The 23,786-nt window shown below is 66.8% G+C and carries 24 protein-coding genes; 9 read left to right on the top strand and 15 right to left on the bottom strand.

Annotation, left to right across the window (positions count from 1 at the left end):
* Positions 1-92: 92 nt before the first annotated feature.
* Positions 93-2,009, bottom strand: coding sequence for a beta-glucoside-specific PTS transporter subunit IIABC (locus tag NFU08_RS04000; RefSeq protein ID WP_251420893.1), 1,917 nt, complete (start codon positions 2,007-2,009; stop codon positions 93-95).
* Positions 2,010-2,204: 195 nt separating this feature from the next.
* On the opposite strand from NFU08_RS04000, the gene radA reads away from it, so the two are divergent.
* Positions 2,205-3,578 (top strand): DNA repair protein RadA, encoded by a 1,374-nt coding sequence (radA, locus tag NFU08_RS03995; protein WP_104185665.1) that lies wholly within the window; start codon positions 2,205-2,207, stop codon positions 3,576-3,578.
* Here radA and NFU08_RS03990 read toward each other — a convergent pair whose 3' ends face one another.
* Entirely contained in the window at positions 3,579-3,851 is a 273-nt protein-coding gene (locus NFU08_RS03990) for a hypothetical protein (protein WP_174178322.1), read from the bottom strand.
* A gap of 118 nt (positions 3,852-3,969) precedes the next feature.
* On the opposite strand from NFU08_RS03990, the gene NFU08_RS03985 reads away from it, so the two are divergent.
* A complete protein-coding gene (locus NFU08_RS03985; RefSeq protein WP_174178320.1) occupies positions 3,970-4,443 on the top strand; it encodes an NUDIX domain-containing protein in 474 nt (157 codons plus the stop codon).
* 135 nt (positions 4,444-4,578) lie between these two features.
* On the opposite strand, the gene NFU08_RS03980 is transcribed toward NFU08_RS03985, so the two are convergent.
* Both NFU08_RS03980 and NFU08_RS03975 read right to left on the bottom strand, forming a co-directional pair.
* A complete protein-coding gene (locus NFU08_RS03980; protein ID WP_251420891.1) occupies positions 4,579-5,823 on the bottom strand; it encodes a beta-ketoacyl synthase in 1,245 nt (414 codons plus the stop codon).
* A 5-nt stretch (positions 5,824-5,828) separates the two neighbouring features.
* Positions 5,829-7,442: a peptide chain release factor 3 gene (locus NFU08_RS03975; RefSeq protein WP_174178318.1), complete on the bottom strand. Its 1,614-nt coding sequence runs from the start codon at positions 7,440-7,442 to the stop codon at positions 5,829-5,831.
* 258 nt (positions 7,443-7,700) lie between these two features.
* Between NFU08_RS03975 and NFU08_RS03970 the strand changes: the two genes are divergently transcribed.
* The 3 genes from NFU08_RS03970 to disA all read left to right on the top strand — a co-directional run bounded on the left by NFU08_RS03970 (position 7,701) and on the right by disA (position 9,807).
* Entirely contained in the window at positions 7,701-7,907 is a 207-nt protein-coding gene (locus tag NFU08_RS03970; protein WP_251420889.1) for a hypothetical protein, read from the top strand.
* A 56-nt stretch (positions 7,908-7,963) separates the two neighbouring features.
* Positions 7,964-8,470 (top strand): 2'-5' RNA ligase family protein, encoded by a 507-nt coding sequence (locus NFU08_RS03965; RefSeq protein WP_251420887.1) that lies wholly within the window; start codon positions 7,964-7,966, stop codon positions 8,468-8,470.
* Positions 8,471-8,730: 260 nt separating this feature from the next.
* A complete protein-coding gene (gene disA / locus NFU08_RS03960) occupies positions 8,731-9,807 on the top strand; it encodes a DNA integrity scanning diadenylate cyclase DisA (protein ID WP_066280172.1) in 1,077 nt (358 codons plus the stop codon).
* Positions 9,808-9,872: 65 nt separating this feature from the next.
* On the opposite strand, the gene NFU08_RS20960 is transcribed toward disA, so the two are convergent.
* Complete coding sequence (locus tag NFU08_RS20960; protein WP_397425134.1) at positions 9,873-10,244, bottom strand: hypothetical protein; 372 nt, start codon at positions 10,242-10,244, stop codon at positions 9,873-9,875.
* A 22-nt stretch (positions 10,245-10,266) separates the two neighbouring features.
* On the opposite strand from NFU08_RS20960, the gene NFU08_RS20955 reads away from it, so the two are divergent.
* From NFU08_RS20955 to NFU08_RS03940, 4 genes are all read left to right on the top strand, one after another.
* On the top strand, positions 10,267-10,464 hold the full coding sequence (locus tag NFU08_RS20955; RefSeq protein ID WP_397425132.1) for a hypothetical protein: 198 nt from the start codon (positions 10,267-10,269) through the stop codon (positions 10,462-10,464).
* Between the two features lie 398 nt (positions 10,465-10,862).
* The gene (locus NFU08_RS03950; RefSeq protein WP_309296826.1) at positions 10,863-11,681 is read left to right on the top strand and encodes an A/G-specific adenine glycosylase; all 819 of its coding nucleotides are present in this window, start codon (positions 10,863-10,865) and stop codon (positions 11,679-11,681) included.
* A gap of 60 nt (positions 11,682-11,741) precedes the next feature.
* Complete coding sequence (locus tag NFU08_RS03945) at positions 11,742-12,173, top strand: DUF3592 domain-containing protein (RefSeq protein ID WP_251420885.1); 432 nt, start codon at positions 11,742-11,744, stop codon at positions 12,171-12,173.
* A gap of 127 nt (positions 12,174-12,300) precedes the next feature.
* Positions 12,301-12,789 carry a hypothetical protein gene (locus NFU08_RS03940; RefSeq protein ID WP_251420883.1) on the top strand — a complete coding sequence of 163 codons (489 nt, stop codon included), beginning with the start codon at positions 12,301-12,303 and terminating at the stop codon, positions 12,787-12,789.
* A 14-nt stretch (positions 12,790-12,803) separates the two neighbouring features.
* Here NFU08_RS03940 and NFU08_RS03935 read toward each other — a convergent pair whose 3' ends face one another.
* The 10 genes from NFU08_RS03935 to lysS form a co-directional block, all read right to left on the bottom strand.
* On the bottom strand, positions 12,804-12,980 hold the full coding sequence (locus tag NFU08_RS03935; RefSeq protein WP_251420881.1) for a hypothetical protein: 177 nt from the start codon (positions 12,978-12,980) through the stop codon (positions 12,804-12,806).
* A gap of 68 nt (positions 12,981-13,048) precedes the next feature.
* Positions 13,049-13,741 (bottom strand): dihydroxyacetone kinase phosphoryl donor subunit DhaM, encoded by a 693-nt coding sequence (gene dhaM, locus NFU08_RS03930; protein ID WP_174178304.1) that lies wholly within the window; start codon positions 13,739-13,741, stop codon positions 13,049-13,051.
* Positions 13,738-14,370, bottom strand: coding sequence for a dihydroxyacetone kinase subunit DhaL (gene dhaL / locus NFU08_RS03925; protein WP_174178302.1), 633 nt, complete (start codon positions 14,368-14,370; stop codon positions 13,738-13,740). Before dhaL ends, dhaM begins: the two co-directional genes overlap by 4 nt.
* Before the next feature lie 2 nt (positions 14,371-14,372).
* Positions 14,373-15,374: a dihydroxyacetone kinase subunit DhaK gene (gene dhaK / locus NFU08_RS03920; RefSeq protein ID WP_251420879.1), complete on the bottom strand. Its 1,002-nt coding sequence runs from the start codon at positions 15,372-15,374 to the stop codon at positions 14,373-14,375.
* Positions 15,375-15,606: 232 nt separating this feature from the next.
* Positions 15,607-16,116: an amino-acid N-acetyltransferase gene (locus NFU08_RS03915; protein ID WP_174178298.1), complete on the bottom strand. Its 510-nt coding sequence runs from the start codon at positions 16,114-16,116 to the stop codon at positions 15,607-15,609.
* Positions 16,117-16,144: 28 nt separating this feature from the next.
* Positions 16,145-18,268, bottom strand: coding sequence for a prolyl oligopeptidase family serine peptidase (locus NFU08_RS03910; protein ID WP_251420877.1), 2,124 nt, complete (start codon positions 18,266-18,268; stop codon positions 16,145-16,147).
* A gap of 404 nt (positions 18,269-18,672) precedes the next feature.
* Entirely contained in the window at positions 18,673-21,165 is a 2,493-nt protein-coding gene (locus NFU08_RS03905) for an ATP-dependent Clp protease ATP-binding subunit (protein WP_251420875.1), read from the bottom strand.
* 328 nt (positions 21,166-21,493) lie between these two features.
* Complete coding sequence (locus tag NFU08_RS03900) at positions 21,494-21,826, bottom strand: Lsr2 family protein (protein ID WP_066273149.1); 333 nt, start codon at positions 21,824-21,826, stop codon at positions 21,494-21,496.
* A 134-nt stretch (positions 21,827-21,960) separates the two neighbouring features.
* The gene (locus NFU08_RS03895) at positions 21,961-22,158 is read right to left on the bottom strand and encodes a hypothetical protein (RefSeq protein WP_251420873.1); all 198 of its coding nucleotides are present in this window, start codon (positions 22,156-22,158) and stop codon (positions 21,961-21,963) included.
* A gap of 2 nt (positions 22,159-22,160) precedes the next feature.
* Positions 22,161-23,693, bottom strand: a complete 1,533-nt coding sequence (gene lysS / locus NFU08_RS03890) for a lysine--tRNA ligase (protein ID WP_251420871.1) — start codon at positions 23,691-23,693, stop codon at positions 22,161-22,163.
* Between the last annotated feature and the right edge of the window lie 93 nt (positions 23,694-23,786).

Below are 23,786 nucleotides of genomic sequence, written 5' to 3'. Positions count from 1 at the left end.
GGTTGATCGTTCCTTTGTCAGTTGGACTGGAAAATGCCAGCGGGGCTGGAAGTGCGGTGCAAGGGCTAATGGAGGCCCAGTGTTAAGGGGGCTTAGAGGCGGACGGTGATGGCGGTGTCGCCTTGGGCGAGCGTGCCGCCGTCCACCGGGTCCACGCTGCCGAGCTGGGCGGTGTTGGTGACCATCACCAGGGTGGTGGTGTCGTAACCGGCCTCGGCCACCAGTGCGAGATCCACGACGGCGAGCAGGTCACCGGCCCGGACCTGCTGGCCCCGCGTGACAGCGGCTTCGAAACCCCGCCCCTGCAGCTGGACAGTGTCGATGCCGATGTGGACGAGGACCTCCACACCGTCCTCGGACTTGATGCCGAACGCGTGGCCGGTCTTCATTGCGGCCTTGATGGTTCCGGTGATGGGTGAGTAGATGTGCCCGTCCGCCGGGATGATGCCCAGGCCCCTGCCCATGGCACCGGAAGCGAACACCTTGTCCTGGACATCGGCAAGCGCCACGGCCCTTCCCGCGACGGGGGCAACGATGTCAACGGTGCCGGCCGCGGTAGCTGCTGCTGTGGTGGGCCCGGAGGAAGCTGATGCCGGCGCACCGGAAACTGCCTCGGGAACCGGAGTGCCGGCGTCGGGCGCTGCTGCCACCGCCTCCTCACGCGGGCCGAAGAAGAACGTCAGAGTGAAGGCGACGACGACGGCGGCACCGGTGCCCAGCAGTTGCAGGCCAAAGTTGCCCACCTGGCTGAAGGCGGGGAGGCCGAGGAGGGACGGGAAAACGAACGCCGTGGCACCGCTGCCGCCGGCCGCTGCGATGGCGCCGCCGATCACGCCGCCCGCAATGCCGAAGTAGAACGGCTTCTTCAGGGGCAGGTTGACACCGTAGATGGCGGGCTCGGTGATGCCGGCAAGGAAGCCGGAGAGGGCCGCGGGGCCGGCGACCGCGCGGCGGGCCTTGTTGCGGGTGCGGAACAAAACGGCGAGCGTCGCGGCGGCCTGGCTCAATACGGCGGCGAGCAGCGGACCCATGAGCAGGGAATAACCCTGGGTGGAAATTTCATTGAGCATGCCCGGAACCAGTCCCCAGTGCAGGCCGAAGAGAACGAAGACCTGCCAGAAGCCGCCCATGACGGCACCGGCCAGCCACGGCGCGAACGTGAAGGCCGCGTTGATGCCCGCGGACAAGCCCTGCGCAGCGAAGGTGGTGACGGGGCCAACGGTCAGGAGGACCAGCGGCACCATGACCAGGAGCGTCAGCAGCGGCGTGGTGAAGTTCCGGATGGCGGAAGGCAGCACACGCGTCAGGAAGCGCTCCGCGTAGCCCTGCAGCCAGACCGCCACAATGATGGGCAGGACCGAACTGGTGTAGTTCATCATCACCATGGGAATACCGGCGAAGTTGACGGGTTCGGCCTGCGCCGCGAGCGCCACGATGCTCGGGTAGACCAGAGCACCGGCGATGGCCATGGAGGTGAACTGGTTCGTTTTAAACCGTTTCGCAGCGGTGACTGCCAGGAACACCGGCAGGAAGTAGAAGATGGCGTCCGCGGTGGCTGCCAGGATCACGTTGGTCTGCGATGCGGGGTCAAGCCAGCCGAACTGGGTGGCCATGCTCAGGAACGCCTTGAGCAGGCCGGCTGCGGCCAGCGGCCAGATGACCGGCGAGAAGATTGAGGCGATCAGGTCGATGAAGCGGTTGAAGAGGTTGCCGTGGGAAACCGGCTCGTCGCCGGCTTCTGCGTCGTCGTCGGTGAGCTTGGTGATCTTGCCGAGCTCGGCGTAGACCGAGGGAACGTTGTTGCCAATGACAACCTGGAACTGTCCGCCGGCCTTCATCACGGTGATCACGCCGGGCAGTTTCTCGATTGCGGCCTGGTCCGCCTTGCTGTCGTCGCGCAGCTTGAGCCGGAGCCTCGTTGCGCAGTGGGTGGCGCTGGCGATGTTGCTCTCGCCGCCCACCCCCTGGAGGATATCTCCGGCCAGCGACCGGTAGTCCACAGTTGCCATGTCAGACCTCTCTGTCTATTTTTGGGCACAAAAAAAGACCCGAGACGCACAGAGTGTGCTTCTCAGGTCTTGCCCCATTCACGGGTAACAATCCTGTAGGCGAAATTGCCTTCGGGGTTCGACTATACAGATGGCATGGATCACAGGCAAGTGCGGTGCCGGTGATTGTCAGTGCCCGCCACTAGGGTGGAATCCATGGCAACGAAGACTTCCCGGGCCTCCAAGGCGCCCGCCTACAAATGTGCTGAGTGCGGCTGGACCACGGTCAAGTGGGTGGGCCGGTGCGGCGAGTGCCAGGCGTGGGGCACCGTTGAGGAGACCGGCGCCGCTGTTGCGCGGACGACGGCGGCCACTACAGTCCTGGAGCCGGCCCGCCGCATTGCCGAGGTGGACGCCACCACGGCCGCCTTCCTGCCCACGGGCGTTGATGAGCTGGACCGGGTGCTGGGCGGCGGCCTGGTTCCGGGCGCCGTGATCCTGCTGGCCGGTGAGCCCGGGGTGGGCAAGTCCACCCTGCTGCTGGACGTTGCGGCGAAGTTCGCCCGGACCGCACAGGACGTGTTGTACGTGACCGGTGAGGAATCCGCGGCCCAGGTGAAGCTCCGCGCCGAGCGGATCGACGCCGTGGCCGAATCGCTGTACCTCTCTGCGGAAACGGACCTGGGCCAGGCCCTGGGGCAGGTGGAGAAGATTGAGCCGCGGCTGCTGATCGTGGACTCGGTGCAGACCCTCAGCAGCGCGGATGTCGACGGCAGCGCCGGCGGCGTTTCGCAGGTCCGCGAAGTGGCAGCGTCCATAATCGCCGCGGCCAAGAGGCGGAACATGACCACCCTCCTGGTGGGACACGTGACAAAGGACGGCTCCATTGCGGGGCCGCGGCTGCTGGAGCACCTGGTGGACGTGGTGTGCCAGTTCGAGGGCGAGCGGCATTCGCGGCTCCGGCTGCTCCGTGCCGTCAAGAACCGCTACGGGCCCACGGACGATGTTGGCTGCTTCGACCTGAACGAGGACGGCATCCAGGGCCTGGCTGACCCCAGCGGGCTCTTTGTCAGCCGCACCAAGGAACCCGTGTCCGGCACCTGCATCACCGTCACCATGGAAGGCCGCCGCCCTCTGCTGGCCGAGGTGCAGTCCCTGCTGGCGGAGAGCCCAAATTCCCAGCCGCGGCGCGCCACCAGCGGCCTGGACTCCTCGCGGGTTTCCATGCTGCTGGCTGTCCTGCAGCAGCGCGCGGGAACGCTGCTGCACAAGGATGATTCCTACGTGGCCACCGTGGGCGGGGTGAAGCTCAGCGAGCCGGCGACGGACCTTGCAGTTGCCCTGGCCGTAGCATCGGCAAAGGCCCGCAAGCCCCTCCCCATCCGGCTGATTGCCTTCGGCGAGGTGGGCCTCGCCGGCGAAGTCCGGCCGGTGCCCGGCATCAACCAGCGCATCCAGGAAGCGCACCGGCTCGGGTTTACGCATGCCGTTGTTCCAGCCAGCCATGCAGGGCCGGGGCCCATCCCGGCCGGTTTTTCCGTACGGGAAGTGGAGCACCTCACCGAGGCGTTGAGCCTGCTGATTGGTTAGTTAGCCGTTGTGGCGTGGCAGCGAATCGGGGTCGTCACGCCGGGAGTTGAGCAGCCAGCCGGACACGTCGCTGCGGAGCACCAGCAGCGGGCCGCCGGTGCTGTTCACGTTGCCGGTGGGCACGTAGTAGCCGCGGCCGGAGCCGGGACCGCCGGCCGCCCGGTCCAGGGCGTCAACCAGGTGCCGCGGCAGGTGGCCCTGTGGACCAAGGCTGTGGAGCTCATCTAGTTCTTCCGGCGTCAGACGTCCCAACACCTCGGCAATACTGGCCATGACTGGTCCCTTCGAGCAGAGTGCCTGAAGGAATAACCTAAAGCAGCACCGTGAACTGCGGGTTAACGTTGGACGGCAACTACCGACAGTTTTCAAACAGCCACCCACCGGAGGAAACATGCCCGTTCTGAGCGCAGGAATCCTGCTGTACCGGAGGGTGGCTCCAGGCGGCTTCGAGGTGTGGATAGCCCACATGGGCGGTCCCTTCTGGGCCCGCAAGGACGCCCATGCCTGGTCCATCCCCAAGGGTGAATACGGGGAGGACGAGGATCCCCTGGCCGCTGCCCTGCGCGAGTTTGCCGAGGAAATGGGGACTCCGGCTCCGGCTGCGGACTACCGGCTGCTCGGGGCCTTCAGGCAGCCCTCCGGCAAGGTCATCACCGTCTTTACCGCGGAGCAGGACTTCCAGCCGGAACGGATCGCCAGCAACACGTTCCCGCTGGAGTGGCCCAAAGGGTCAGGCCGGATCCAGGACTACCCGGAAATCGACGATGCCCGCTGGTTCCCCGAACCGGAAGCCCGTCTCAAGCTGGTGAAGGGGCAACTGCCGGTTCTCGATGCGCTGGTGCAACTCGTCCGCGCGGAATCCTAGGGCTCGTCCTGCGTCTCCCACTGGCCGGGCGCCGGGCACCCGTCAATGGTCAGTGCACCCCCGCACGCCGGGGTGCGTTGTCCACATGCGGGTGCGATGTAGGGCGCGACGGGGTGATCGGCCGATTCGCAGGGCCTAGGCGCCGGTGATCACCAGGGCAACACTGTGCCCGCCGAAGCCGAAGGCGTTCACCAGCCCGGCCGGGCTGTAGCCCGGCTGGAGCCGGTGGGCGTCTTCGGTAACAACGTTGAGGTCCACTTCGGGGTCCAGTTCCTGGACGTTCAAGGTCCCGGGAAGCAGCCCGGTCCGCAGCGCCTCGACAACCACCACGGCGGCCAGGGAGCCGGCACCGCCGAGGAGGTGGCCGGTGTGGCCCTTGGTGGACGTGACCGGCACCTCCGCACCAAAAATCGCGTTGATGGCCTGGCCCTCAAGTTTGTCCCCCACCGGAGTGGAGGTGGCGTGGGCGTGGATAAAACCGATGTCTTCCGCAGCCAGGCCCGCGGACTCGAGGGCCTTCTGCATGACCCGCCGCTGCATGGCGGGGTCGGCTGCCACGATGTCGTTGGCGTCTGACGTTACCGCTCCGCCGGCAACTGCCCCGAGCATCCCGGCGCCGCGGGCGCGGGCGTGCTCTTCGCTCTCCAGCACCACCACGGCAGCGCCTTCGGCGAGGACAAAGCCGTCGCGGCCGCCGTCGAACGGACGTGATGCGCGCTGCGGGTCATCGTTGCGGGTGGACAGCGCGCGGATTTGGGAGAAACCCGTGATGACCAGGTCATTCACGGAGGCGTCAACGCCGCCGGCAATAACGACGTCGGCCGCTCCTGAGCGGATCATCTCGGCTGCCTGGACAATCGCCTCAGCCCCTGAGGCGCACGCGCTGACCGGAGTGCGCGCACCGCCGCGGGCGCCGAGGTCGATGGACACCCAGGCCGCGGGGCCGTTGACCATCAGCCTGGTCAGCGTGTGCGGCGAGACCTTGCGGGGGCCCGAGGCGGCGAGGGTCCGGTCCTGCTCCAGAGTGGAGCCCAGCCCTCCGTAGGCTGATCCGATCACCACGGCGAAACGCTCCGGGTCCACGTCCGGGGCGCCGGCCTGGGCCCACGCCTCCCGGGCAGCAATAAGCGCCAGCTGCCCGCACCGGTCCATCCGCTTCATCTCGCGGGTGCTCAGGTGCTCCGAGAGATCCGCGGTGACCTGCCCGGCGATCTTCACGGGCAGCTGTTCGGTCCAGGCATCCCCAAGGGCGGCGATGCCGGATTTCCCCGCGACCAGCCCGGCCCAGGTCTCGGAGACCGTGGAACCCACCGGATTGATGGTTCCGGCGCCGGTGATGATGGCGCGGGGCTGAACTGCGCTGTTGTGGCCTGCGTTCACGGTTCCTACTTTGCGGGGTTGTGGGTGCCGATGGGCACGAGGGTGAGGTCCGGGTGGTTCTTCTCAATGCGGCGCAGGGCCCAGACGTCGTTAAACAGGGCGAGGTACTCGCCGTCGGACCGCAAAAGAACCTCGGCGCCGATGACGTTGGCGAGCGCCGGCATGGCGTCCGCCGTCGAAATCCTGGCGAGGGAGTAGGGCAGGCGTTCCAGCCGCATGGGGGCGCTGAAGTCATGCGCCATGCGGTCCTCCACCACCTCGAACTGCATGGGCCCGACGGCGGCAAGCACCGGCGCCTGGTCGCCGCGGACGTCGGAGCGGAGCACCTGGATGACGCCCTCGTGTTCGAGCTGTTCGATGCCCCGGCGGAACTGCTTGAACTTGCTGGGGTCCTTGGAGCGGGCCACCTGGAAGTGCTCGGGGGCGAACAGCGGAATGGCGGGATATTCCACCGGCCCCTCAAGGAAGAGGCTGTCACCCACGCGCAGCGAGGACGCGTTAACCAGGCCCACGACGTCACCGGGGTAGGCCTCGTCGATCACTTCGCGTTCCCGGCCGAACACCTGCTGCGCGTACTTGGTGGCGAAGGATTTCCCGGTCCGGGTCTGCGTGACCACCATTCCGCGCTCAAAGACGCCGGAACACACCCGGATGAAGGCCACATGGTCGCGGTGGGCCTTGTTCATGCCGGCCTGCACCTTGAACACGAAACCGGAGAACGGCGATTCCACCGGTCGTGGGTTGCCGTCCACGTCGGGGCGCGGGGCTGCCGGCGGAGCGAAATCCACCAGTGCGTCCAGCAGTTCCTTGACGCCGAAGTTGAGCGCGGCGGAGCTGAAGAGAATGGGGGTGGCCTTGCCTGCATGAAACGCCTCGACGTCGAACTCCAGGTTCGATTCGATCACCAGTCCCGCCTCGTCCACGGCGTCCGTCCAGTTGCTGCCCTGGCTCTCGGCTGCTTCCTCGGGCGTGAAGTACTCCGTGAGGGCGATCTGCGCGCCGGCGTTGTTGCGCTGGAACCGGGCGAAACGGTCGTTGCGGAGGTCCCAGACGCCGCGGAAATCGCCGGAGATGCCCACGGCCCAGGTCAGGGGCATGGGCTGCAGGCCGGTGCGTTCGGTGATTTCGTCCATCAGGGCCAGTGCGTCCAGGCCGGGACGGTCCCACTTGTTGATGACGGTGATGATGGGCAGGTTGCGCTGCTTGCAGACCTCGAACAGCTTCATGGTCTGGGTTTCCAGGCCCTTGGCGGCGTCCACCAGCATCACGGCGCAGTCGACGGCGGCCAGCACCCGGTAGGTGTCCTCGGAGAAGTCGGCGTGGCCTGGTGTGTCCAGCAGGTTGATGACGGTGTCCCGGTAGGAGAACTGGAGCGCCGCGGAGCTGATGGAAATGCCGCGGTCCTTCTCCATCTGCATCCAGTCGGACACGGTTTCCTTGCGGTTGGCCTTGCCGCTGGAGGCACCGGCAGTGCCGATCACCTTGGCGTGCAGGGCGAGCGCTTCGGTCAGGGTGGACTTGCCAGCGTCAGGGTGTGAAATGACAGCAAAGGTCCGACGCCGGCCCGCCTCTTTGTGAATACCGGAGATCCGGGCGGGGGTCAGGACATCTTGGGACACGGTGCTACTTTCGCTGCGGTTGGGACTACCCGGGCGCTGCCTGTGAGGCACTGCGGCGGTGGGGCCGGGGAAACGGGCTGGCAAACGGCCAAGTTCCAGTTTATCGCAGGGCGGCAAACCGGCTGCGGCACCCGCTTAACACCCGCGAAACCGGACGTTCAAGGCCGTGAAACGACCTCCCGTTAGCGTGGCCGCATGACGACCAAAGACAACCCGGCGCGGGACGGCTTCTGCCCGCGCCCGGAAAGGACCTGAACGGTGCAGGGCATCTCCTTTTCCGGCAACCTCTTCTTCGATCCCCTGGCCACGGGACTGGCTGCAGCCGGGGACCGTGACCAGTCCCGTCCGGCCGAGCACAACCGCCGGGGAACCCAGACACCTGCCGAGCAGAAAGCGCTCAGGGCGGTGTCTCTGACGAAAGTCAGCAGGGACCTGGAACGGATGCTGCGGGAGCGGATGCGCTGACCCCGCTCCCGCCGTCCGGGCGCAGCCTGGGCCGTGGTGGGCGGCATGATGGGTGGATGCAGAGCATTGAGCTGACCTTCGAGGATTCCACTGATTCCGCTATCAGGGCTGACTGGGCGAGGCTCGCGAAAGCCGGGATCCCCAGCCTGGCAGGCCACACCTCGCCCAGCAACAGCCCCCACATCACCCTTGCGGCCGGCGCGGACATGCAGCTGCCGGACACCCTCCGGAACCTGTGGCAGCGGCTGCCCCTGGACATCAGCTTTTCCGGCGTCCACATCTTCCCCGCGCGGACGGGAACGTACGTCCTGGCCCGCTCCGTGGTGGTGACCCGCCGGCTCCTTGAACTGCACGGCCTCCTCCACGCAGGCATATCCGGGGCCCTGCCGCTTACCCTGCCGGATGCCTGGACGCCCCATGTCACCCTTGCCCGGCGCGTCCCCGCGCACCAGCTCGGGACGGCCATGGACCTGCTGGACCTGCGTTTGGCGGGCCGCTGCACGGAAGCCCGCCTCTGGGACAGCAACACCAGGACGCTGGCTTCGCTGTCGAACCCGGCCTAGGGCAGCCAGGATCAAACCGCTGTATCAGCCTGCCGGCAGGCGGGCCGAAATACCCACCCTGCCGTCCGCCGTCGGACGCGTTCCGGACCGCCTTTCCCACACTCCCTAATGAGGCACTTTAGGGCTTGCCCGTGCGGAAGACGCTGTTTCTTGCCCCTATCATTGAGCTTGCGGGAAACAGAGCATTTTCTGGTCCTGCCGGCAACCTGCTGAAGCCGGCAATCCTGCGGGCGGCGGTCCGCACCTTTGAAGGGAACACTATGGCGCGGAGCCCCGAAGAATCACTCAGGGCTACCTTGGGCAGAGTGGCTCCCGGAACCCCCCTTCGCGACGGCCTGGAGCGGATCCTACGGGGCCGTACCGGCGCGCTGATCGTCCTCGGCTCGGACCGGACCATCGACTCCATCTGCTCGGGCGGCTTCGACATCGGCATCGACTTCTCCCCCACCCGGCTCCGCGAACTCGCCAAGATGGACGGCGCCATCATCTGCGACAAGGACGCCGGCAACATCCTCCGCGCGGCCGTCCAGCTTGTCCCGGATTCCAGCATTGAAACGCAGGAGTCCGGCACCCGGCACCGCACCGCCGAGCGCGTTGCCATCCAGACCGGGGTGCCGGTCATTTCAGTCAGCCAGTCCATGCAGATCATCGCCCTGTACGTCAACGGCCTCCGGCACGTCCTGGAGGGCTCTGAGAAAGTTTTGGCCCGCGCCAACCAGGCCCTCGCAACGCTGGAGCGGTACCGCTCGCGCCTGGACCAGGTCACCAGTTCACTCTCGGCCCTGGAAATCGAGGCCATGGTGACCGTGCGGGACGTGGCCGTGACCCTGCAGCGGCAGGAAATGGTCCGCCGGATCTCCGAGGAAATAGCCCAGTATGTCCTGGAACTCGGTGAGGACGGCCGCCTCCTCTCCCTCCAGCTCGATGAGCTCACCGTCGGCCGGGGTCCCGGCAGCGACGTCATCATCCGCGATTACGGCGCTCCGGATGCCACCCCGGAGGACATCGAGAACGCCGTCAGCGCACTGGTCAGCCTTGGCCCCACGGAGCTGATCGACCTCGGAAAGATTTCCGGAATTGTCGGGTTCGCGGGCGGGGAGGCCAACCTCGACGCCGTGGTGCAGCCGCGCGGCTACCGCCTGCTGTCCGGGCTGAAGGCAGTCCCCAAGGCAGTTGCGGACCGCCTGGTGGACCACTTTGGCGGGCTGCAGTTCCTGATGGCCGCCACCATCGATGACCTGATGACGGTTGACGGGATCGGTGACCAGCGCGCCCGCACCGTCCGTGAGGGCCTGAGCCGGATGGCGGAAGCAAGCCTGCTGGACCGCTTCCTGTAGCCCCATCGATTGCTCCGAAATCATCGTTATCGAGGCTGAAAACGGCAATTACGGAGCAATCGATGCTAATTCAGCTGGAAGACAGCCTTCGGGCTGGCCTTGGACCCGAGCTTCGCCGTGAAAATGTAGTACGCACCGCCACCGCCCGGCTTGGCTTCGATGGGCTGGCAGCCTTCCACGCTCCGGGTGCGGGACCACGGGAAGTTTGCGGTCTCGCTGGCTCCGGGCGCAATGACCTTCACCAGGTCCTCGCTCTTGGCCTGGCAGTCCCGCGAGGAGAAGATCCGGTCCGCGCCGCTGGTCACCAGGAACTCCATCTGCGAAGTGCCGATGTTGACTTCGCAGGGCATGGTGCCGCCGTTGGTCACCTTGAGCGTCAGCATGGGGTTCTCGCCAGGCCCGTAGGCCGCCTTGTCAGTGGACGCGGAAACGGTCACCAGGTTCTGGTTGCAGCCTGGAGTGGCTGACGGTGTGGGCGTCGGGGCAGGTTCGGACGTCGACGGTGAAGCCGCTGCCGTAGGTTCTGCAGATGCCGTAGCCGCCGTGGACGAGGCCTGCTCCGACCTGCCGCTGAAGGCGCCGGCGACGGCGAAGCTGCTGACCAGCGCAATGATCAACAGGACCGCCCCACCCAGGAACAGCCGACGGCGGCGGTAGACTGCCGCGCTCGGCTTGCGGACGGCAGTGGAACCGGATGCCGGTGCCCTGCCATGTGGAGATGATTCGCCTTGCCTGCCCATCCTCCTAGGCTAGAGAACCGGCCCGTTTCTGTTCACCCACCACGCCGCCGTGCCGCCGACGCTCTGGTCACATCCCGTTTCAGCCCTCCCAAACACATCCATTACAGTGTTGGCATCGACACTGAATCCGCCACCGCCGTTTCCCCGCGCCCTGCGGGTCCCGCCGATCCTGCGGGTCCTGCAGATGCTGCCGGGACCGCAGCCAACCTAAACCGCCTGCACGAGCGAATCAACGGCTGGTTCAGCGAAACCGCCCGCGACCTGCCGTGGCGCGAGCCCGCCTGTCCGCCCTGGGGCATCCTGGTCAGCGAGATCATGCTGCAGCAAACGCCCGTTGTCCGGGTGCTGCCGGTGTGGCACGAATGGCTGAAACGCTGGCCCACCCCCGCGGCCTTGGCCGGAGAACCCGCAGGGGAAGCAGTGCGCGCCTGGGGCCGGCTGGGATATCCGCGCCGGGCACTGAGGCTGCACGCTGCGGCCGTGGCCATTACCCAAGACCACAACGGCAAGGTCCCGGACACGTACCCTGAACTGCTGGCGCTGCCCGGCGTGGGCGGCTACACGGCGGCGGCTGTGGCTGCCTTCGCCTACGGCCGGCGGGAGACCGTAGTGGACACCAACATCAGGCGGGTCCATGCCCGCCTGGTTTCCGGTACTGCGCTGCCGGCCCCTGCCCTGACCGCGGCGGAGATGCGGCTGGCCGCCTCCCTCCTTCCGGCCGACGACGGTAGTTCCGTGCGGTGGAACGCTGCGGTCATGGAACTGGGCGCTCTCGTGTGCACTGCCCGTGCCCCCAAGTGCACGGCCTGCCCGGTCAACGACCTTTGTGCCTGGCGCGCTGCAGGTGAGCCGCCGCCGTCGTACGTCCCCAAGGGGCAGGCGTGGCACGGCACGGACCGCCAGGTCCGCGGCGCCGTGGTCGCCGTGCTGCGGCTGGCCGAAACTCCGGTGCCGCCGGACATGTTCTTCCGCGAGCCGGCCGACCTGGGATTCGCGCCGGCGGGGATCGGCGTGCCGCTGGCCGCCCTGCACCGGCTCAACTCGGCGCCGGAACAGCTGGAGCGGGCGCTGGCCGGCCTCATCGCCGACGGCTTGGCGGAGATGCACGACGGCGGCTACCGGCTTCCCGCGTGAGTACAGGAAAGTATGCGCGGGCTGGCATACTTTTCTGGTGACGGGAACCAGGGGGACGCCATGAAGATGATCCTGTACATCGTGTGGGTGCTGTTCGTCATCGCGGCGGTGTTCGCGCTGCTCCGGGCCGTGCGCACCACGAAGCGGGACGAGGCGCAGGCAGCTTCATGGACGAAGGTGCAGGCCACCGTTACCGGCAGCGTGGCGGGCTGGACCAATGGCGGCGGCGGATCCAGCCGGAGCCGGCGCTTCTTTCCGATGTACCAGTTCACGGACCCGCAGGGAACACTGTTTGCGGGCGAATCGGAGGTCCCCGTTGCCAGCCAGCCCGTGCCGGGTGCGCCGATCGAGGTGGCCTACAACCCCGCCAATCCCAACGAGTCGCGGCAGGTTTCCTCCAAGCCCCGGTCCACGCTGGGGTGCGTTGTCCCCTTCTTCGCCGTTTTCGCCCTCGCTTCCCTGTGGTTCATCAGCATTTTCCCTGTGGACTGACGCGGGCGCCCCTGCCTGCTTTCACACCGGTCTCCGTTTGGCCGTCACAGCCGCCCCGGCCATAACAATGCGGGCATCAGTTGGGCAGGGCCCGGGACGCTCCGGCCACGGCGTCCTACGCTGAAGTATGCGCAGGCACGGGCTGCTTTTGGCGTTGATGACGACGGCGGGACTCGCCACCGCTTGCGGTCCCGGCCCCGGCGCGGTCCCCTGCCCCGCCATCGCCCAGGCCACCGCCGTCTCGGTAACGGTTCCTGCCGGCTACGCACAGCAGGTCGCCGGCCTGCACCTTAAGGCCTGCCAGGACGGTGAATGCACGGAGGACGATGTGGAACTCCGGCCGGGAAGCTCGTCCATCGACCAGGGCTGCACCAACGGCGTCTGCTCAGCCACCGCATCTCCGAACGGCAGCAAGGACGCGGTGCTGATGCTGCAGGCGCTCACCGAATCCCCCATGACGGTCACGGCGTCGGGAACCGCACCGGACGGAACGGCACTGCCCGTCCGCAGCGTCGAATTCCGTCCTCGGGGGGACTATCCGTTTGGCGAACAGTGCGGCCGGTTCATCACCGCTGCGGTGGTACTCGACGCCGAAGGGCTGCGCCAGCAGGGCTGAGCCGCGGTGCGGGTTCAGAACAGCGCAGGCTGCCCGAAAGCGTCGTCGTCGGCGGTCGCGGGTGCCGCATCGTGTGCCGGAGTACTGTGCCGCCATTCGAACCCAAGATCAGCCAGCAGCTCCTCCACGGATGTTTGACCTTCCAGTACTTCAATTTCTGCGGGGCTGTCTTCGAGCTGGGGCCGTTCCATGGCATCGAGCTTATTCGCAGGATGGGCCGCTGCCTGCGGGAACACACCGGCCGGACACCGAACGGAGGCTACGGCTCCCCGAATCCTGCCTGCACCAGCCCGCCCACGTAGTTCACTGCCCGTTCCGCGTCGGCACCCCAGGCTTCCACATGCAGCACGGACCCTTTGCCGGCGGCGAGCGTCATGAGTCCCGTCATGGACGCGCCGTCCACCCCGTTGACCGTCACTTCCGCGTCCAGCGCGGACAGCCCGCCGGCTATCTTCGCAGCCGGCCGGGCGTGCATCCCGGCCTGGTTGACCAGTTCAAAGTCGCCCGTGAAGTCCGGCCCCTTTCCGGTGGCCGGCCCTTCGCCAACAATCCCCGGCGGGAAGTCATCCGGATGGCGGGCGGGACCGCCCACAGACTCGGCTGCCCGCTTCACCGCCTGCATGTCCGCGCCGCCCTGCGCTGCGACTGCGGCTGCCACGAGGCCCTCCACCAGCGGTGCGTCCGCAAGCACGATCTCCTCCGGGTTCTCGGCGAACTCGAGCGCGGATTCGGCGGTCATCACGGCCGACCCCAGGTCCGCGAGGATCACGGTGCCGCCGCTGCCCGCCTTGTCCAGGGCAGCCAGGACTTTCTCCAGGCTGGTGCCGATCCTTCCGTCAGTGGTGCCTCCGGCTGTCAGGACCTGGACGTCAGGCGCCATCTGCGCGGCAAGCTCCGCGGCGCCGTCGGCAATTTTTTCGCTATGGGATACCACCACGAGGCTGACGGTCACGCAGCGGCCCCCACGGCTGCGCGGAGGATCAGGGCGGAAGACGCTGCACCCGGGTCCCTGTGCCCTGCGCTTCGTTCCCCGAGGTAGCTTGCGCGGCCTTTCCGCGCCACCATGGGGTCGGTGGCAACGGCGCCCGCTTCGGCAGCCTCGGCCGCCGCCACCAGGACGGCGAGGACATCCCCGTTGCCGTCCAGCGCGGCTTTCCGGGCGGCTTCCACGGCCGGCGTCCACGCATCCACCATCGTCTTGTCCCCGGACTCGGCCTTCCCGCGTGCCACGATGCCGTCGCGGGCAGCGGCAAGGGCGCCAGCCCAGGCCGCGGGGTCGATTTCGGCGGTGTCCCCCAGCGATGTTGCCGCCCGGAGGAAAGCAGTGCCATAGAGCGGCCCGGCTGCCCCGCCGACCTTTGACATCAGGGTCATGGCTGTCAGCTTCAGGGCGGCGCCGGGGGTCTGCGGCGGGGCCTCAGCCAGCTTGTCCAGGACGGCCTGGAAGCCCCGGTCCATGTTTTCCCCGTGGTCCGAATCCCCGATGGCCCGGTCCAGTTCGATCAGCTCCACCCGGTGTTCGGCCATAGCCTGGGCGGACAGGGTCAGCCACTTCACCGCCCAGGTGACATCAAGCGCCACCGCTACACGCCCCAGCGGAGCGCGGCCGTGTGCACCGGCGCGTCCCACAGTCCGGTGAGCTCATCGTCCAGCCTCAGGACAGAGATGGAGCACCCCTGCATTTCCAGGGCGGTGATGTAGTTGCCCACCAGTGAACGGTCCACCGTGGCACCACGGTCCGCGAGGACTTGGGCCGCCCGCCGGTAGACAATGTACAGCTCGCTCAGCGGCGTGCCGCCCATGCCGTTGACGAACAGGAGGACCTTGTCCCCCGACGTGATTCCCAGATCGGTCAGGACAGGTTCCAGCAGGCGGTCCGTGATGCCGTCGGCGTTCTCCATGGGGATCCGGTGCCGGCCGGGCTCGCCGTGGATGCCGATGCCGATCTCGATCTCGTCTTCGGCCAGGTCGAAGCTGGGGGTGCCCGCGTGCGGGACGGTGCATGCGGACAGCGCCACTCCCATGGTGCGGACGTTGGCGTTGACGCGTTCACCGACCGCCGCCACGGCGTCCAGGTCATCGCCTCTCTCCGCGGCGGCGCCGGCAATCTTCTCCACCAGCACGGTTCCGCCAACGCCGCGGCGCCCGGCCGTGTACAGCGAGTCCTCAACGGCGACGTCGTCGTTGACCAGGACGGTGCGGACGCTGACGCCTTCCGCCTCCGCGAGTTCGGCCGCCGTTTCAAAGTTCAGGACGTCACCGGTGTAGTTTTTCACGATGTGGACGACGCCGGCTCCTGAGTTGGCCGCGAGGGTCGCCGGAAGGATCTGGTCCGGCGTCGGTGAGGTGAACACCGCCCCCGGCACAGCGGCGTCGAGCATTCCCAGCCCCACGAAGCCGGCGTGCAGCGGTTCATGCCCGCTGCCTCCTCCGGAGACCAGGCCCACCTTGCCGCCCACCGGCGCGTCCTTGCGGGTGATGAAGGTGGGGTCTGTGCTGACGGTAACCAGATTGGGGTAGGCCAGGCCGAAGCCCTGTACTGATTCTTCGACTACGGCCCGGGGGTCATTGATGAGTTTTTTCATGGCGGTGCTCCTGGCTCTGCTTCCTGGAGAATGTCACCTTGACCCTACTACCGGCAGGGCCGGCAGCGGTAGGTTCCTTGCGGCCGCCCGCCCGGGACACAGAAAAGGGACAGCCCCCAATGACTGTCCCTTCCCCTGGGCCCCCCAACCCGGCCACACCTAGTTTATCCATCAATTCGAATAAAACAAGTATGCGCAGGTCAGGCGGCTGCAGGAGGTCTTGGGGACGGTGCTAGAGCACCCGGATCATCCGGGTGTTGCCAAGGGTGTTGGGCTTGACCCTGGCAAGATCCAGGAATTCGGCAACGCCCTCGTCGTGCGAACGCAGGAGCTCGGAGTACACCACGGGGTCCACTGCGGACTGGTCAGCCATCACTTCGAAGCCGTGGCGCCTGAAAAAGTCCACCTCGAACGTCAGGCAGAAGACGCGGGCCACACCCAGGGCACGCGCTTCCTCAAGGAGGCTCTCCACCAGCACGTGCCCCACGCCCTTGCCGCGCCAGTCCTCGGACGCGGCAAGGGTGCGGACCTCCGCGAGGTCCTCCCACATCACATGCAGCGCTCCACAGCCGATGACCTCGCCGTCGCTGGACTCTGCGATGCGGAATTCCTGCAGGCTTTCGTAGTAGGCCACAGTTTCCTTGGCCATCAATATCCGCTGGTCCGCCAGCGGCGCCACCAGTTTCTTGATGGCGGAGACATCGCTGGTGCGGGCAGGGCGGATATGGAAGGACTCAGTCACAGAGCCATCCTACGAGGTGGCCAGGAGCTCAGAGTCCCAGTTCGGCCGGCAGGGGCAGCTCCTGGTCCAGGACATTCTTTGCCAGGAACTGCTCCACCACCTGGTACCAGACTTTTGCATGCTGCGGCTGGAGCACCCAGTGGTTCTCGTCCGGGAAGTACAGGAACCGGTGCGGCGTCTGCCCGTCCTGGTCCGCGGCCAGTTTCGATTTGGACAGCAGCTCGTACCAGAGGCGCAATCCCTCACCAATGGGTACCCGGTAGTCCTTGTCCCCGTGGATCACCAGCATGGGCGTGCTGATGTTTTGCACATGGCGGTGCGGCGAGTTCTCCAGCGCCATCTCTTCGGTCATTTCCTTCAGCCAGTACTGCGAGGCATCCGTCGTGGGGCCGAACTGGTCCAGGGCCCACAGGCTGGCGTGGGTCACGATTGCCCTGAACCGGTCTGCCTGTCCTGCCACCCAGTTGGCCATGTAGCCGCCAAAGGAGCCGCCCATGGCAGCTGTGCGGCCCGCGTCAATGTCAGGGCGTTCGACGGCGGCGTCGGTCACCGCCATGAGGTCGGTGAACGGAGCCCTGCCCCATGTTCCCCAGCCGCGCTGGATGTGGGCCTGGCCGTAGCCGGTGGAGAGGGCCGGGTCGGGGAGCAGCACCGCGTAGCCCCTGGCCGTCAGCAGCCAGGGGTTCCAGCGCCAGGTCCAGGCGTTCCACGAGCCCAGCGGCCCGCCGTGGATCCACAGCAGCATCGGCGCCGGGGATTCCGCTGATGCGCCCTCCGGCAGCGCCAGGTAGGCCGGGACACGGGACCCGTCAGCCGCCGTCGCCGCGATGCGTTCCAGCCTGCCGGGGCGGACGGGACGCTCCGCCGGGGCGGGCAGGCGGGTGGTCTCGCCGGTCTGGAGGTCGATGCGGACCGGTTCGGGCGGGAACTCATACGAGCTCCGGAGCGCGTAGGCGCTTCGTCCGTCCGGAGAAACCACGACGTCGGTATAGGCCGCGGCATCCTCTGTCACCCGGGTGACGCCAACTTCAGCCGAAGCTGCGGGGACACTGATCCGGAAAACCGGCGACGCGCCGTCGTCGTCCGCGGTGGCCAGGAGGGCGGACCCGTCGGGAAGCCAGGCGGCGGGCCTGGGCCACCGGTCCCAGTCATGCGCTACGGCGGTGAGGCTGCCCGGAGTGTCGCCGTGCGCCCCGGAGACATCCAGCAGGTGGAGCTTGACCTGCGGTGCCTGGTGCGGCGTGGTGTCGCTTTCGCTGACCACTGCCAGGGTGCTGCCGTCCGGGCTGACGGGCCCGGGGAAGTAGCTCATGCCTTCCTCATCCAGGAGCACCTTTGTGCTGCCGGACGCCACGTCCACGGCCACCAGGATGGACCGGCTGTCCGCCCTTGCCAGCGGCCTCGTGTAGCTCGCGTAGATGGTCCTGCCATCGGGACTGACGGCGGTTTCCGCCTCGCGGAGCCTGGGCCCCGCGTCCGGGGTGAGGTTCCGCAGGACCAGCGGCGCCGCGGCATCCACGGTGCCCGGCTTGCCGTGCTCCTTGTCGGGGCCCTGCTCGACAGCGAAAATACGTGGCTGGCCGGGGCCCAGGTCCGCGTCCCAGTAACGGACCGGGTATTCGCTGTGCAGGATGGCGGAGACCTTGTTGTCCTTGCGGGCTTTGCGGCGTTCGGCGTCGTCCTCTTCATCGGCCGAGCCTGCCAGGACCTCCGCGACAACAAACGTGGCGTCCGCCGCTTTGGCCGTTATCACGGCGCCCACCCCGCCGGGCCGGTTCAGCACCACCCGGGCCTCGCCGCCATCCGCGGGAAGCAGCCACAGGGCGTTCACGGGGTCGCCGTCCGGACTGTCCGGGTCCGGCCGGGCGGAGGTGAAGTAGACATCGCCATTGGCTGCGAACGCCGCCCCGGCCTCGCCCTTGGCACTGCGGGTGATCCGGCGCGCCTGCTTCTGCCCGGCGGGGTCAAGCTCCCACAGCGCCGTGGCGAATTCGGTGCCCTTGCCGTTCAGGGTGGCCACGGTAGTGACCAGCCGCCGGCCGTCGGGGCTCATAGCCAGCCCGCTTACCCGCGGGATGGACAGGTAATGGTCCAGATCATGAAAAGGGGTCAAAGGTTGCTCATCCGGGATCGCCGGTTCCAAGTTAGCCATGCCCCCGATTCAACCCGAGTTGTGCCCCCCCGTCACAACCACTTCACTACCGGCGGAACGACGGCGGCACATTCGTCACTTCGTGGGCCGAGGGGTGCCTGGCTGGCTTGGCGCCGTCGCCCGAGACATTTGCCGGCGCCTGCTCGTTCCTCGCTTTGACGGCGCCTACACAAATGCCTGACCGCCGCCACCTGCGGGCGGCGCGCCTTCGTGTGAAGCGGAGGGGCCGGGGTCATTTGTGTAGCTTGCGTCAAAGCGACGGAGGAGCAGCAAGCGGCAAATGACTCCGGTGCCGCAGCGACTTAGCCACGGGTGACCGCCGGATGCCAACGCTTTGACGGGACGGAGGGCAAAGCGAAAGCCCCGCCTGCTCGAGGAGCTGGCGGGGCCTTCGGTTTTGGTGCTTAGACGCTCGGGGCGATTTCCGGGATGCGCGGCTTGGCGTTGCCGGCGAACGTGAACTTCGCGTCGTCGCCTTCGCCTTCCACGTCCACGACGACGATGTCGCCGGCGTGGATCTCACCGAACAGAATCTTCTCGGAGAGCTGGTCCTCGATCTCGCGCTGGATGGTGCGGCGCAGCGGCCGGGCACCCATCGCGGGATCGTAGCCGCGGGTTGCGAGGAGCACCTTGGCCGCCGGCGTGAGCTCGATGCCCATGTCCTTGTCCTTGAGGCGCTTCTCCAGCCGGGTGACGAACAGGTCCACGATCTCGATGATCTCGTCCTGGGTGAGCTGCGGGAACACCACAACGTCATCCACACGGTTCAGGAACTCGGGGCGGAAGTGCTGCTTGAGTTCCTCCGTGACACGGGCGCGCATGCGGTTGTAGCCGGTCTGCGTGTCGGTGCCGGACTGGAAGCCGGTGGCCACACTCTTGGAGATGTCCCGGGTGCCGAGGTTGGTGGTCATGATGATCACGGTGTTCTTGAAGTCCACCACGCGGCCCTGGGAGTCGGTCAGGCGGCCGTCTTCCAGGATCTGCAGCAGTGAGTTGAAGAGGTCCGCGTGGGCCTTCTCCACTTCGTCGAACAGCACCACGGAGAACGGACGGCGCCGGACCTTCTCGGTCAGCTGGCCGCCTTCCTCGTAGCCCACGTAGCCCGGAGGGGCACCGAAGAGCCGCGAGACGGTGTGCTTCTCGGAGTACTCGGACATGTCCAGCGTGATGAGGGCGTCCTCTTCACCGAACAGGAACTCCGCGAGTGCCTTGGCAAGTTCGGTCTTGCCGACGCCGGTGGGGCCGGCGAAGATGAACGAGCCACCCGGACGCTTGGGGTCCTTGAGCCCTGCACGGGTGCGGCGGATGGCCTGGGACAGGGCCTTGATGGCCTCGTTCTGGCCGACTACGCGCTTGTGCAGTTCGTCTTCCATCTTCAGCAGTCGCGAGGATTCTTCCTCGGTCAGCTTGAACACGGGGATGCCGGTGGAGTTGGCCAGCACCTCGGCGATGAGGTCCTCATCCACCTCGGAGATGTCGTCCATGCCGCCGGACTTCCAGTGGCGTTCCTTCTCGGCGCGCTCGGTGATCATCTTCTGCTCTTTGTCACGGAGCGCGGCTGCACCTTCGAAGTCCTGCGCGTCAATCGCGGACTCCTTTTCCATCTTCAGCTTGGCGATGCGCTCGTCCATGGCCTTGAGCTCCGGCGGAGCGGTCATGCGGCGGATGCGCAGCCGGGCGCCGGCTTCGTCGATCAGGTCGATCGCCTTGTCCGGCAGGAAGCGGTCAGAGATGTAGCGCTCGGCGAGGCTGGCAGCAGAGGCCAGTGCGCCGTCGGTGATGGTGACGCGGTGGTGCGCCTCGTAGCGGTCACGCAGGCCCTTGAGGATCTCGATGGCGTGTGCCACGGAGGGTTCCTTGACCTGGATCGGCTGGAAGCGGCGCTCCAGGGCGGCATCCTTTTCGATGTGCTTGCGGTACTCATCCAGCGTGGTGGCACCGATGGTCTGCAGCTCGCCACGGGCCAGCATGGGCTTCAGGATCGAGGCAGCGTCGATGGCTCCCTCGGCGGCACCCGCACCCACCAGGGTGTGGATCTCGTCGATGAAGAGGATGATGTCGCCGCGGGTGCGGATTTCCTTGAGGACCTTCTTCAGGCGCTCTTCGAAGTCACCGCGGTAGCGCGAGCCTGCCACCAGCGAACCGAGGTCCAGGGTGTAGAGCTGCTTGTCCTTGATGGTCTCGGGGACGTCGCCGCGGACAATCGCCTGGGCAAGGCCCTCGACGACGGCCGTCTTGCCGACGCCCGGCTCGCCGATCAGGACGGGGTTGTTCTTGGTGCGGCGGGAGAGGACCTGCATGACGCGCTCCATCTCCTGCTCGCGCCCGATGACCGGGTCCAGCTTGTTTTCGCGCGCAGCCTGGGTGAGGTTGCGGCCAAACTGGTCCAGGACCACGGATCCTGCGGGCGCGCCCTCGGGCTGGCCGGAGCCGACGCCTGCGCCGGCGGTCTCCTTGCCCTGGTAGCCCGAAAGGAGCTGGATGACCTGCTGGCGGACCCTGTTCAGGTCGGCGCCGAGCTTGACCAGCACCTGGGCGGCAACGCCCTCACCCTCGCGGATGAGGCCCAGCAAGATGTGCTCCGTGCCGATGTAGTTATGGCCCAGCTGGAGGGCTTCGCGCAGCGAGAGCTCCAGCACCTTCTTGGCACGGGGGGTGAAGGGGATGTGGCCGGACGGCGCCTGCTGGCCCTGCCCGATGATCTCCTGCACCTGCTCGCGAACGCCGTCGAGCGAAATGCTCAAGGACTCAAGAGCTTTGGCGGCAACACCCTCACCCTCATGGATCAGACCCAAGAGGATGTGTTCGGTACCGATGTAATTGTGGTTCAGCATGCGTGCCTCTTCTTGGGCAAGCACAACTACGCGACGGGCACGGTCCGTAAATCGCTCAAACATTTCGCCACACTCCTAGCTACGACGTACTTTGATGCTACGTGGCTGGCCTCTGGTTGTGGAGCGTGTTCGCCACAGGGGAAACCGCAGTGGCTTCGGGAATACGACGGCGGGGCCTCCGCGGGTGCCCCTGCCGGCTTTCGCACGGCCCCCGCCGGCGCCTGCTGCCGGGTACAGCACGCTTGACTGGCGCCACTGCCCGCGTTTGTGCCATGGAGGCTGCTAAATCCGAATTGCCCGGACCCGCAGGCAAAGCGAGGTTAAGTCCGAGAACCGAAAAAGCCCCGCTTCCCGTTGTTGGGAAGCAGGGCTTACGGAGCCTTGGTCGGAACTAGGAATTTGCCTTTTGGTAGGCTTCCTGGATTTCGGCCTGAATTCGGCCGCGGCTGTTAACCGTATAGCCGTTTTCACGCGCCCACTGCCGTATTTGGGCAGAATCGTGGCTGCGGCCGCTGGCTGCTGCTTTGGTTCGGACGGCCCGGCCGCCACCGGAGGATTTCCGTGCGGCTGCAACAAACCGCTCAAGCGAAGACCGGAGCTCGGCGGCGTTTGACGCCGAAAGGTCAATCTCGTAGTTGACCCCGTCAAGGCCAAACTTCACATTCTCGTCTGCGGATCCCCCATCCAGATCATCAACGAGGATGATGTTTACTTTCTGTGCCATTTAAAAGACTTCCTTATGGAAAGGGTTCGGTTTTCAGAAAAGCAGGATGTTTCCTAAAAAGTATGACTCTTTTTATGGCAACGCGTCAAAGTACTGAATGGTTCCTGTGGATATTGGGGGAAAAGTGTGGGGGTTTATCTATTCGATTCCGGCTCAGGGCGGTCAGCGGGTGCCGCAGTCCGGCTTTCGGCTTCTGCCTGGGCCTGGGCCTGGGCCTGGGCCTGGGCCTCAGCCTGGCGCTCGGCCTTGTCCGCGTTGAAGATCGATTTCATGGCAAACCAGAAAAGCAGGCCCACCACTATGGACGGGAGAAGGACGGCCACGTATTCCATGGTCAGTGCCCTTCCGGCTTGAGGAGCGGGAAGAGGATGGTTTCGCGGATTCCGGCGCCGGTGAACAGCATGACCAGGCGGTCGATGCCCAGCCCGATACCGCCCATCGGCGGAGCGCCGTACTCGAGCGCGCGCAGGAAGTCCTCGTCCAGCTGCATGGCCTCGTCGTCACCGGCCGCGGCGTGGCGCGACTGCTCGGTGAGCCGTTCACGCTGGATGACGGGGTCGATCAGCTCGGAGAAGGCCGTGCCGCGTTCCATGCCGCCGATGATGAGGTCCCAGGCCTCGATCAGCCGGCCGTCCTCCCGGTGCGGGCGGGCCAGCGGCTGGGCGGAGGGCGGGTAGTCGTAGACGAAGGTGGGGTTCAGCAGCGTTGGTTCCACGATCTCGCCGAACAGCTCGACAGCCAGCTTCTCGGCGTCCCACTTGGGGTCCACCTTGACCTCGTGCTTTTCGGCAATCCCGCGAAGCACCTCAAGCGGCGTCTCCGGCGTGACTTCCTGGCCAACGGCGTCGGAAAGGCCCGGGTACACCGCAAGCCAGGCCCAGTCGCCGTCGAGGTTGATCTCCCCCGCCTCGGTCTGGAGGACACGTCCGGCACCCACGGCGTCAGCGGCGTCGAGGATGATCTCCTTGATGCGCTCGGCCATGACGAACTGGTCAGCCCACGCCTCGTAGCACTCAAGGGTGGTGAACTCGGGGCTGTGGGTGGAGTCCACGCCCTCGTTGCGGAACACGCGGCCCATGTCGTAGACGCGGTCGATCCCGCCCACCACGGCACGCTTGAGGTAGAGCTCGGTGGCGATGCGCAGGGTCATCTTCTGGTCGAAGGCGTTCATGTGGGTCTCGAACGGGCGCGCCAGGGCACCGCCGTGGACCAGGTTCAGGATGGGGGTTTCCACCTCCACATAGCTGTGGCGGAAGAGGGTTTCGCGGATGGAGCGGGTGATGGCTGCACGGGTGTAGACCATTTCGCGGGCTTCATCGCGGACCATCAGGTCAACGTAGCGCTGGCGGACGCGCGTTTCCTCGTTCAGTTCCGCGTGCAGCACCGGCAGCGGGCGGAGGGCCTTGGAGGCCATGGACCACGAGTCCGCCATGACGGACAGTTCGCCGCGGCGGGAGGAGATGACCTCGCCCTTGATGAAGACGTGGTCGCCCAGGTCAACCAGGGCCTTCCAGTCGGCGAGCGCTCCCTCGCCCACGTTGGCGAGGCTGAGCATGGCCTGGAGCCGGGTGCCCTTGCCGTCGGTGCCGCCTTCCTGGAGGGTGGCGAAGCACAGCTTTCCGGTGTTGCGGACAAAAACGACGCGTCCGGTGACGCCGACGGTGTCGCCGGTGGTGTCGTCCGCTTCGAGGTGGGCATACTTTTCGCGGACCTCGGCGAGGGAGTGCGTCCGCTCCACACCCACCGGGTACGCCTCGGAGCCGCGCTCGATGAGTTTGGCGCGCTTCTCCATGCGGATCCGCATCTGCTCGCTGGCGTCGAGCGGCTCTGGGGCGTTCTTGGGCGCGGGGGTGTTTTGGGAAGTCACAATCCCCAAGTTTACCGGGACTTCGGGGACCCCGGATTCGGACGCAAACCGCCCGGCCCCGGGCGTGCCCCGGGTACCTTCGCTGTCCTGCCT

The sequence above is a fragment of the Pseudarthrobacter sp. NCCP-2145 genome, from assembly GCF_023708005.1.
Lineage (GTDB): Bacteria > Actinomycetota > Actinomycetes > Actinomycetales > Micrococcaceae > Arthrobacter > Arthrobacter oxydans.
The sequence above is the reverse complement of the archived record's forward strand: the minus strand, read 5'-3'. Positions and strand labels throughout refer to the sequence as shown.

What these genes read in the sequence shown, in the direction of transcription:
- NFU08_RS04000 (WP_251420893.1), bottom strand. Translation starts at nt 2,009, where the DNA reads ATGGCAACTGTGGACTACCGGTCGCTGGCCGGAGATATCCTCCAGGGG.
- radA (WP_104185665.1), top strand. Translation starts at nt 2,205, where the DNA reads ATGGCAACGAAGACTTCCCGGGCCTCCAAGGCGCCCGCCTACAAATGT.
- NFU08_RS03990 (WP_174178322.1), bottom strand. Translation starts at nt 3,851, where the DNA reads ATGGCCAGTATTGCCGAGGTGTTGGGACGTCTGACGCCGGAAGAACTA.
- NFU08_RS03985 (WP_174178320.1), top strand. Translation starts at nt 3,970, where the DNA reads ATGCCCGTTCTGAGCGCAGGAATCCTGCTGTACCGGAGGGTGGCTCCA.
- NFU08_RS03965 (WP_251420887.1), top strand. Translation starts at nt 7,964, where the DNA reads ATGCAGAGCATTGAGCTGACCTTCGAGGATTCCACTGATTCCGCTATC.
- disA (WP_066280172.1), top strand. Translation starts at nt 8,731, where the DNA reads ATGGCGCGGAGCCCCGAAGAATCACTCAGGGCTACCTTGGGCAGAGTG.
- NFU08_RS03950 (WP_309296826.1), top strand. Translation starts at nt 10,863, where the DNA reads ATGCTGCAGCAAACGCCCGTTGTCCGGGTGCTGCCGGTGTGGCACGAA.
- NFU08_RS03945 (WP_251420885.1), top strand. Translation starts at nt 11,742, where the DNA reads ATGAAGATGATCCTGTACATCGTGTGGGTGCTGTTCGTCATCGCGGCG.
- NFU08_RS03940 (WP_251420883.1), top strand. Translation starts at nt 12,301, where the DNA reads ATGCGCAGGCACGGGCTGCTTTTGGCGTTGATGACGACGGCGGGACTC.
- NFU08_RS03935 (WP_251420881.1), bottom strand. Translation starts at nt 12,980, where the DNA reads ATGGAACGGCCCCAGCTCGAAGACAGCCCCGCAGAAATTGAAGTACTG.
- dhaK (WP_251420879.1), bottom strand. Translation starts at nt 15,374, where the DNA reads ATGAAAAAACTCATCAATGACCCCCGGGCCGTAGTCGAAGAATCAGTA.
- NFU08_RS03910 (WP_251420877.1), bottom strand. Translation starts at nt 18,268, where the DNA reads ATGGCTAACTTGGAACCGGCGATCCCGGATGAGCAACCTTTGACCCCT.
- NFU08_RS03905 (WP_251420875.1), bottom strand. Translation starts at nt 21,165, where the DNA reads ATGTTTGAGCGATTTACGGACCGTGCCCGTCGCGTAGTTGTGCTTGCC.
- NFU08_RS03900 (WP_066273149.1), bottom strand. Translation starts at nt 21,826, where the DNA reads ATGGCACAGAAAGTAAACATCATCCTCGTTGATGATCTGGATGGGGGA.
- NFU08_RS03895 (WP_251420873.1), bottom strand. Translation starts at nt 22,158, where the DNA reads ATGGAATACGTGGCCGTCCTTCTCCCGTCCATAGTGGTGGGCCTGCTT.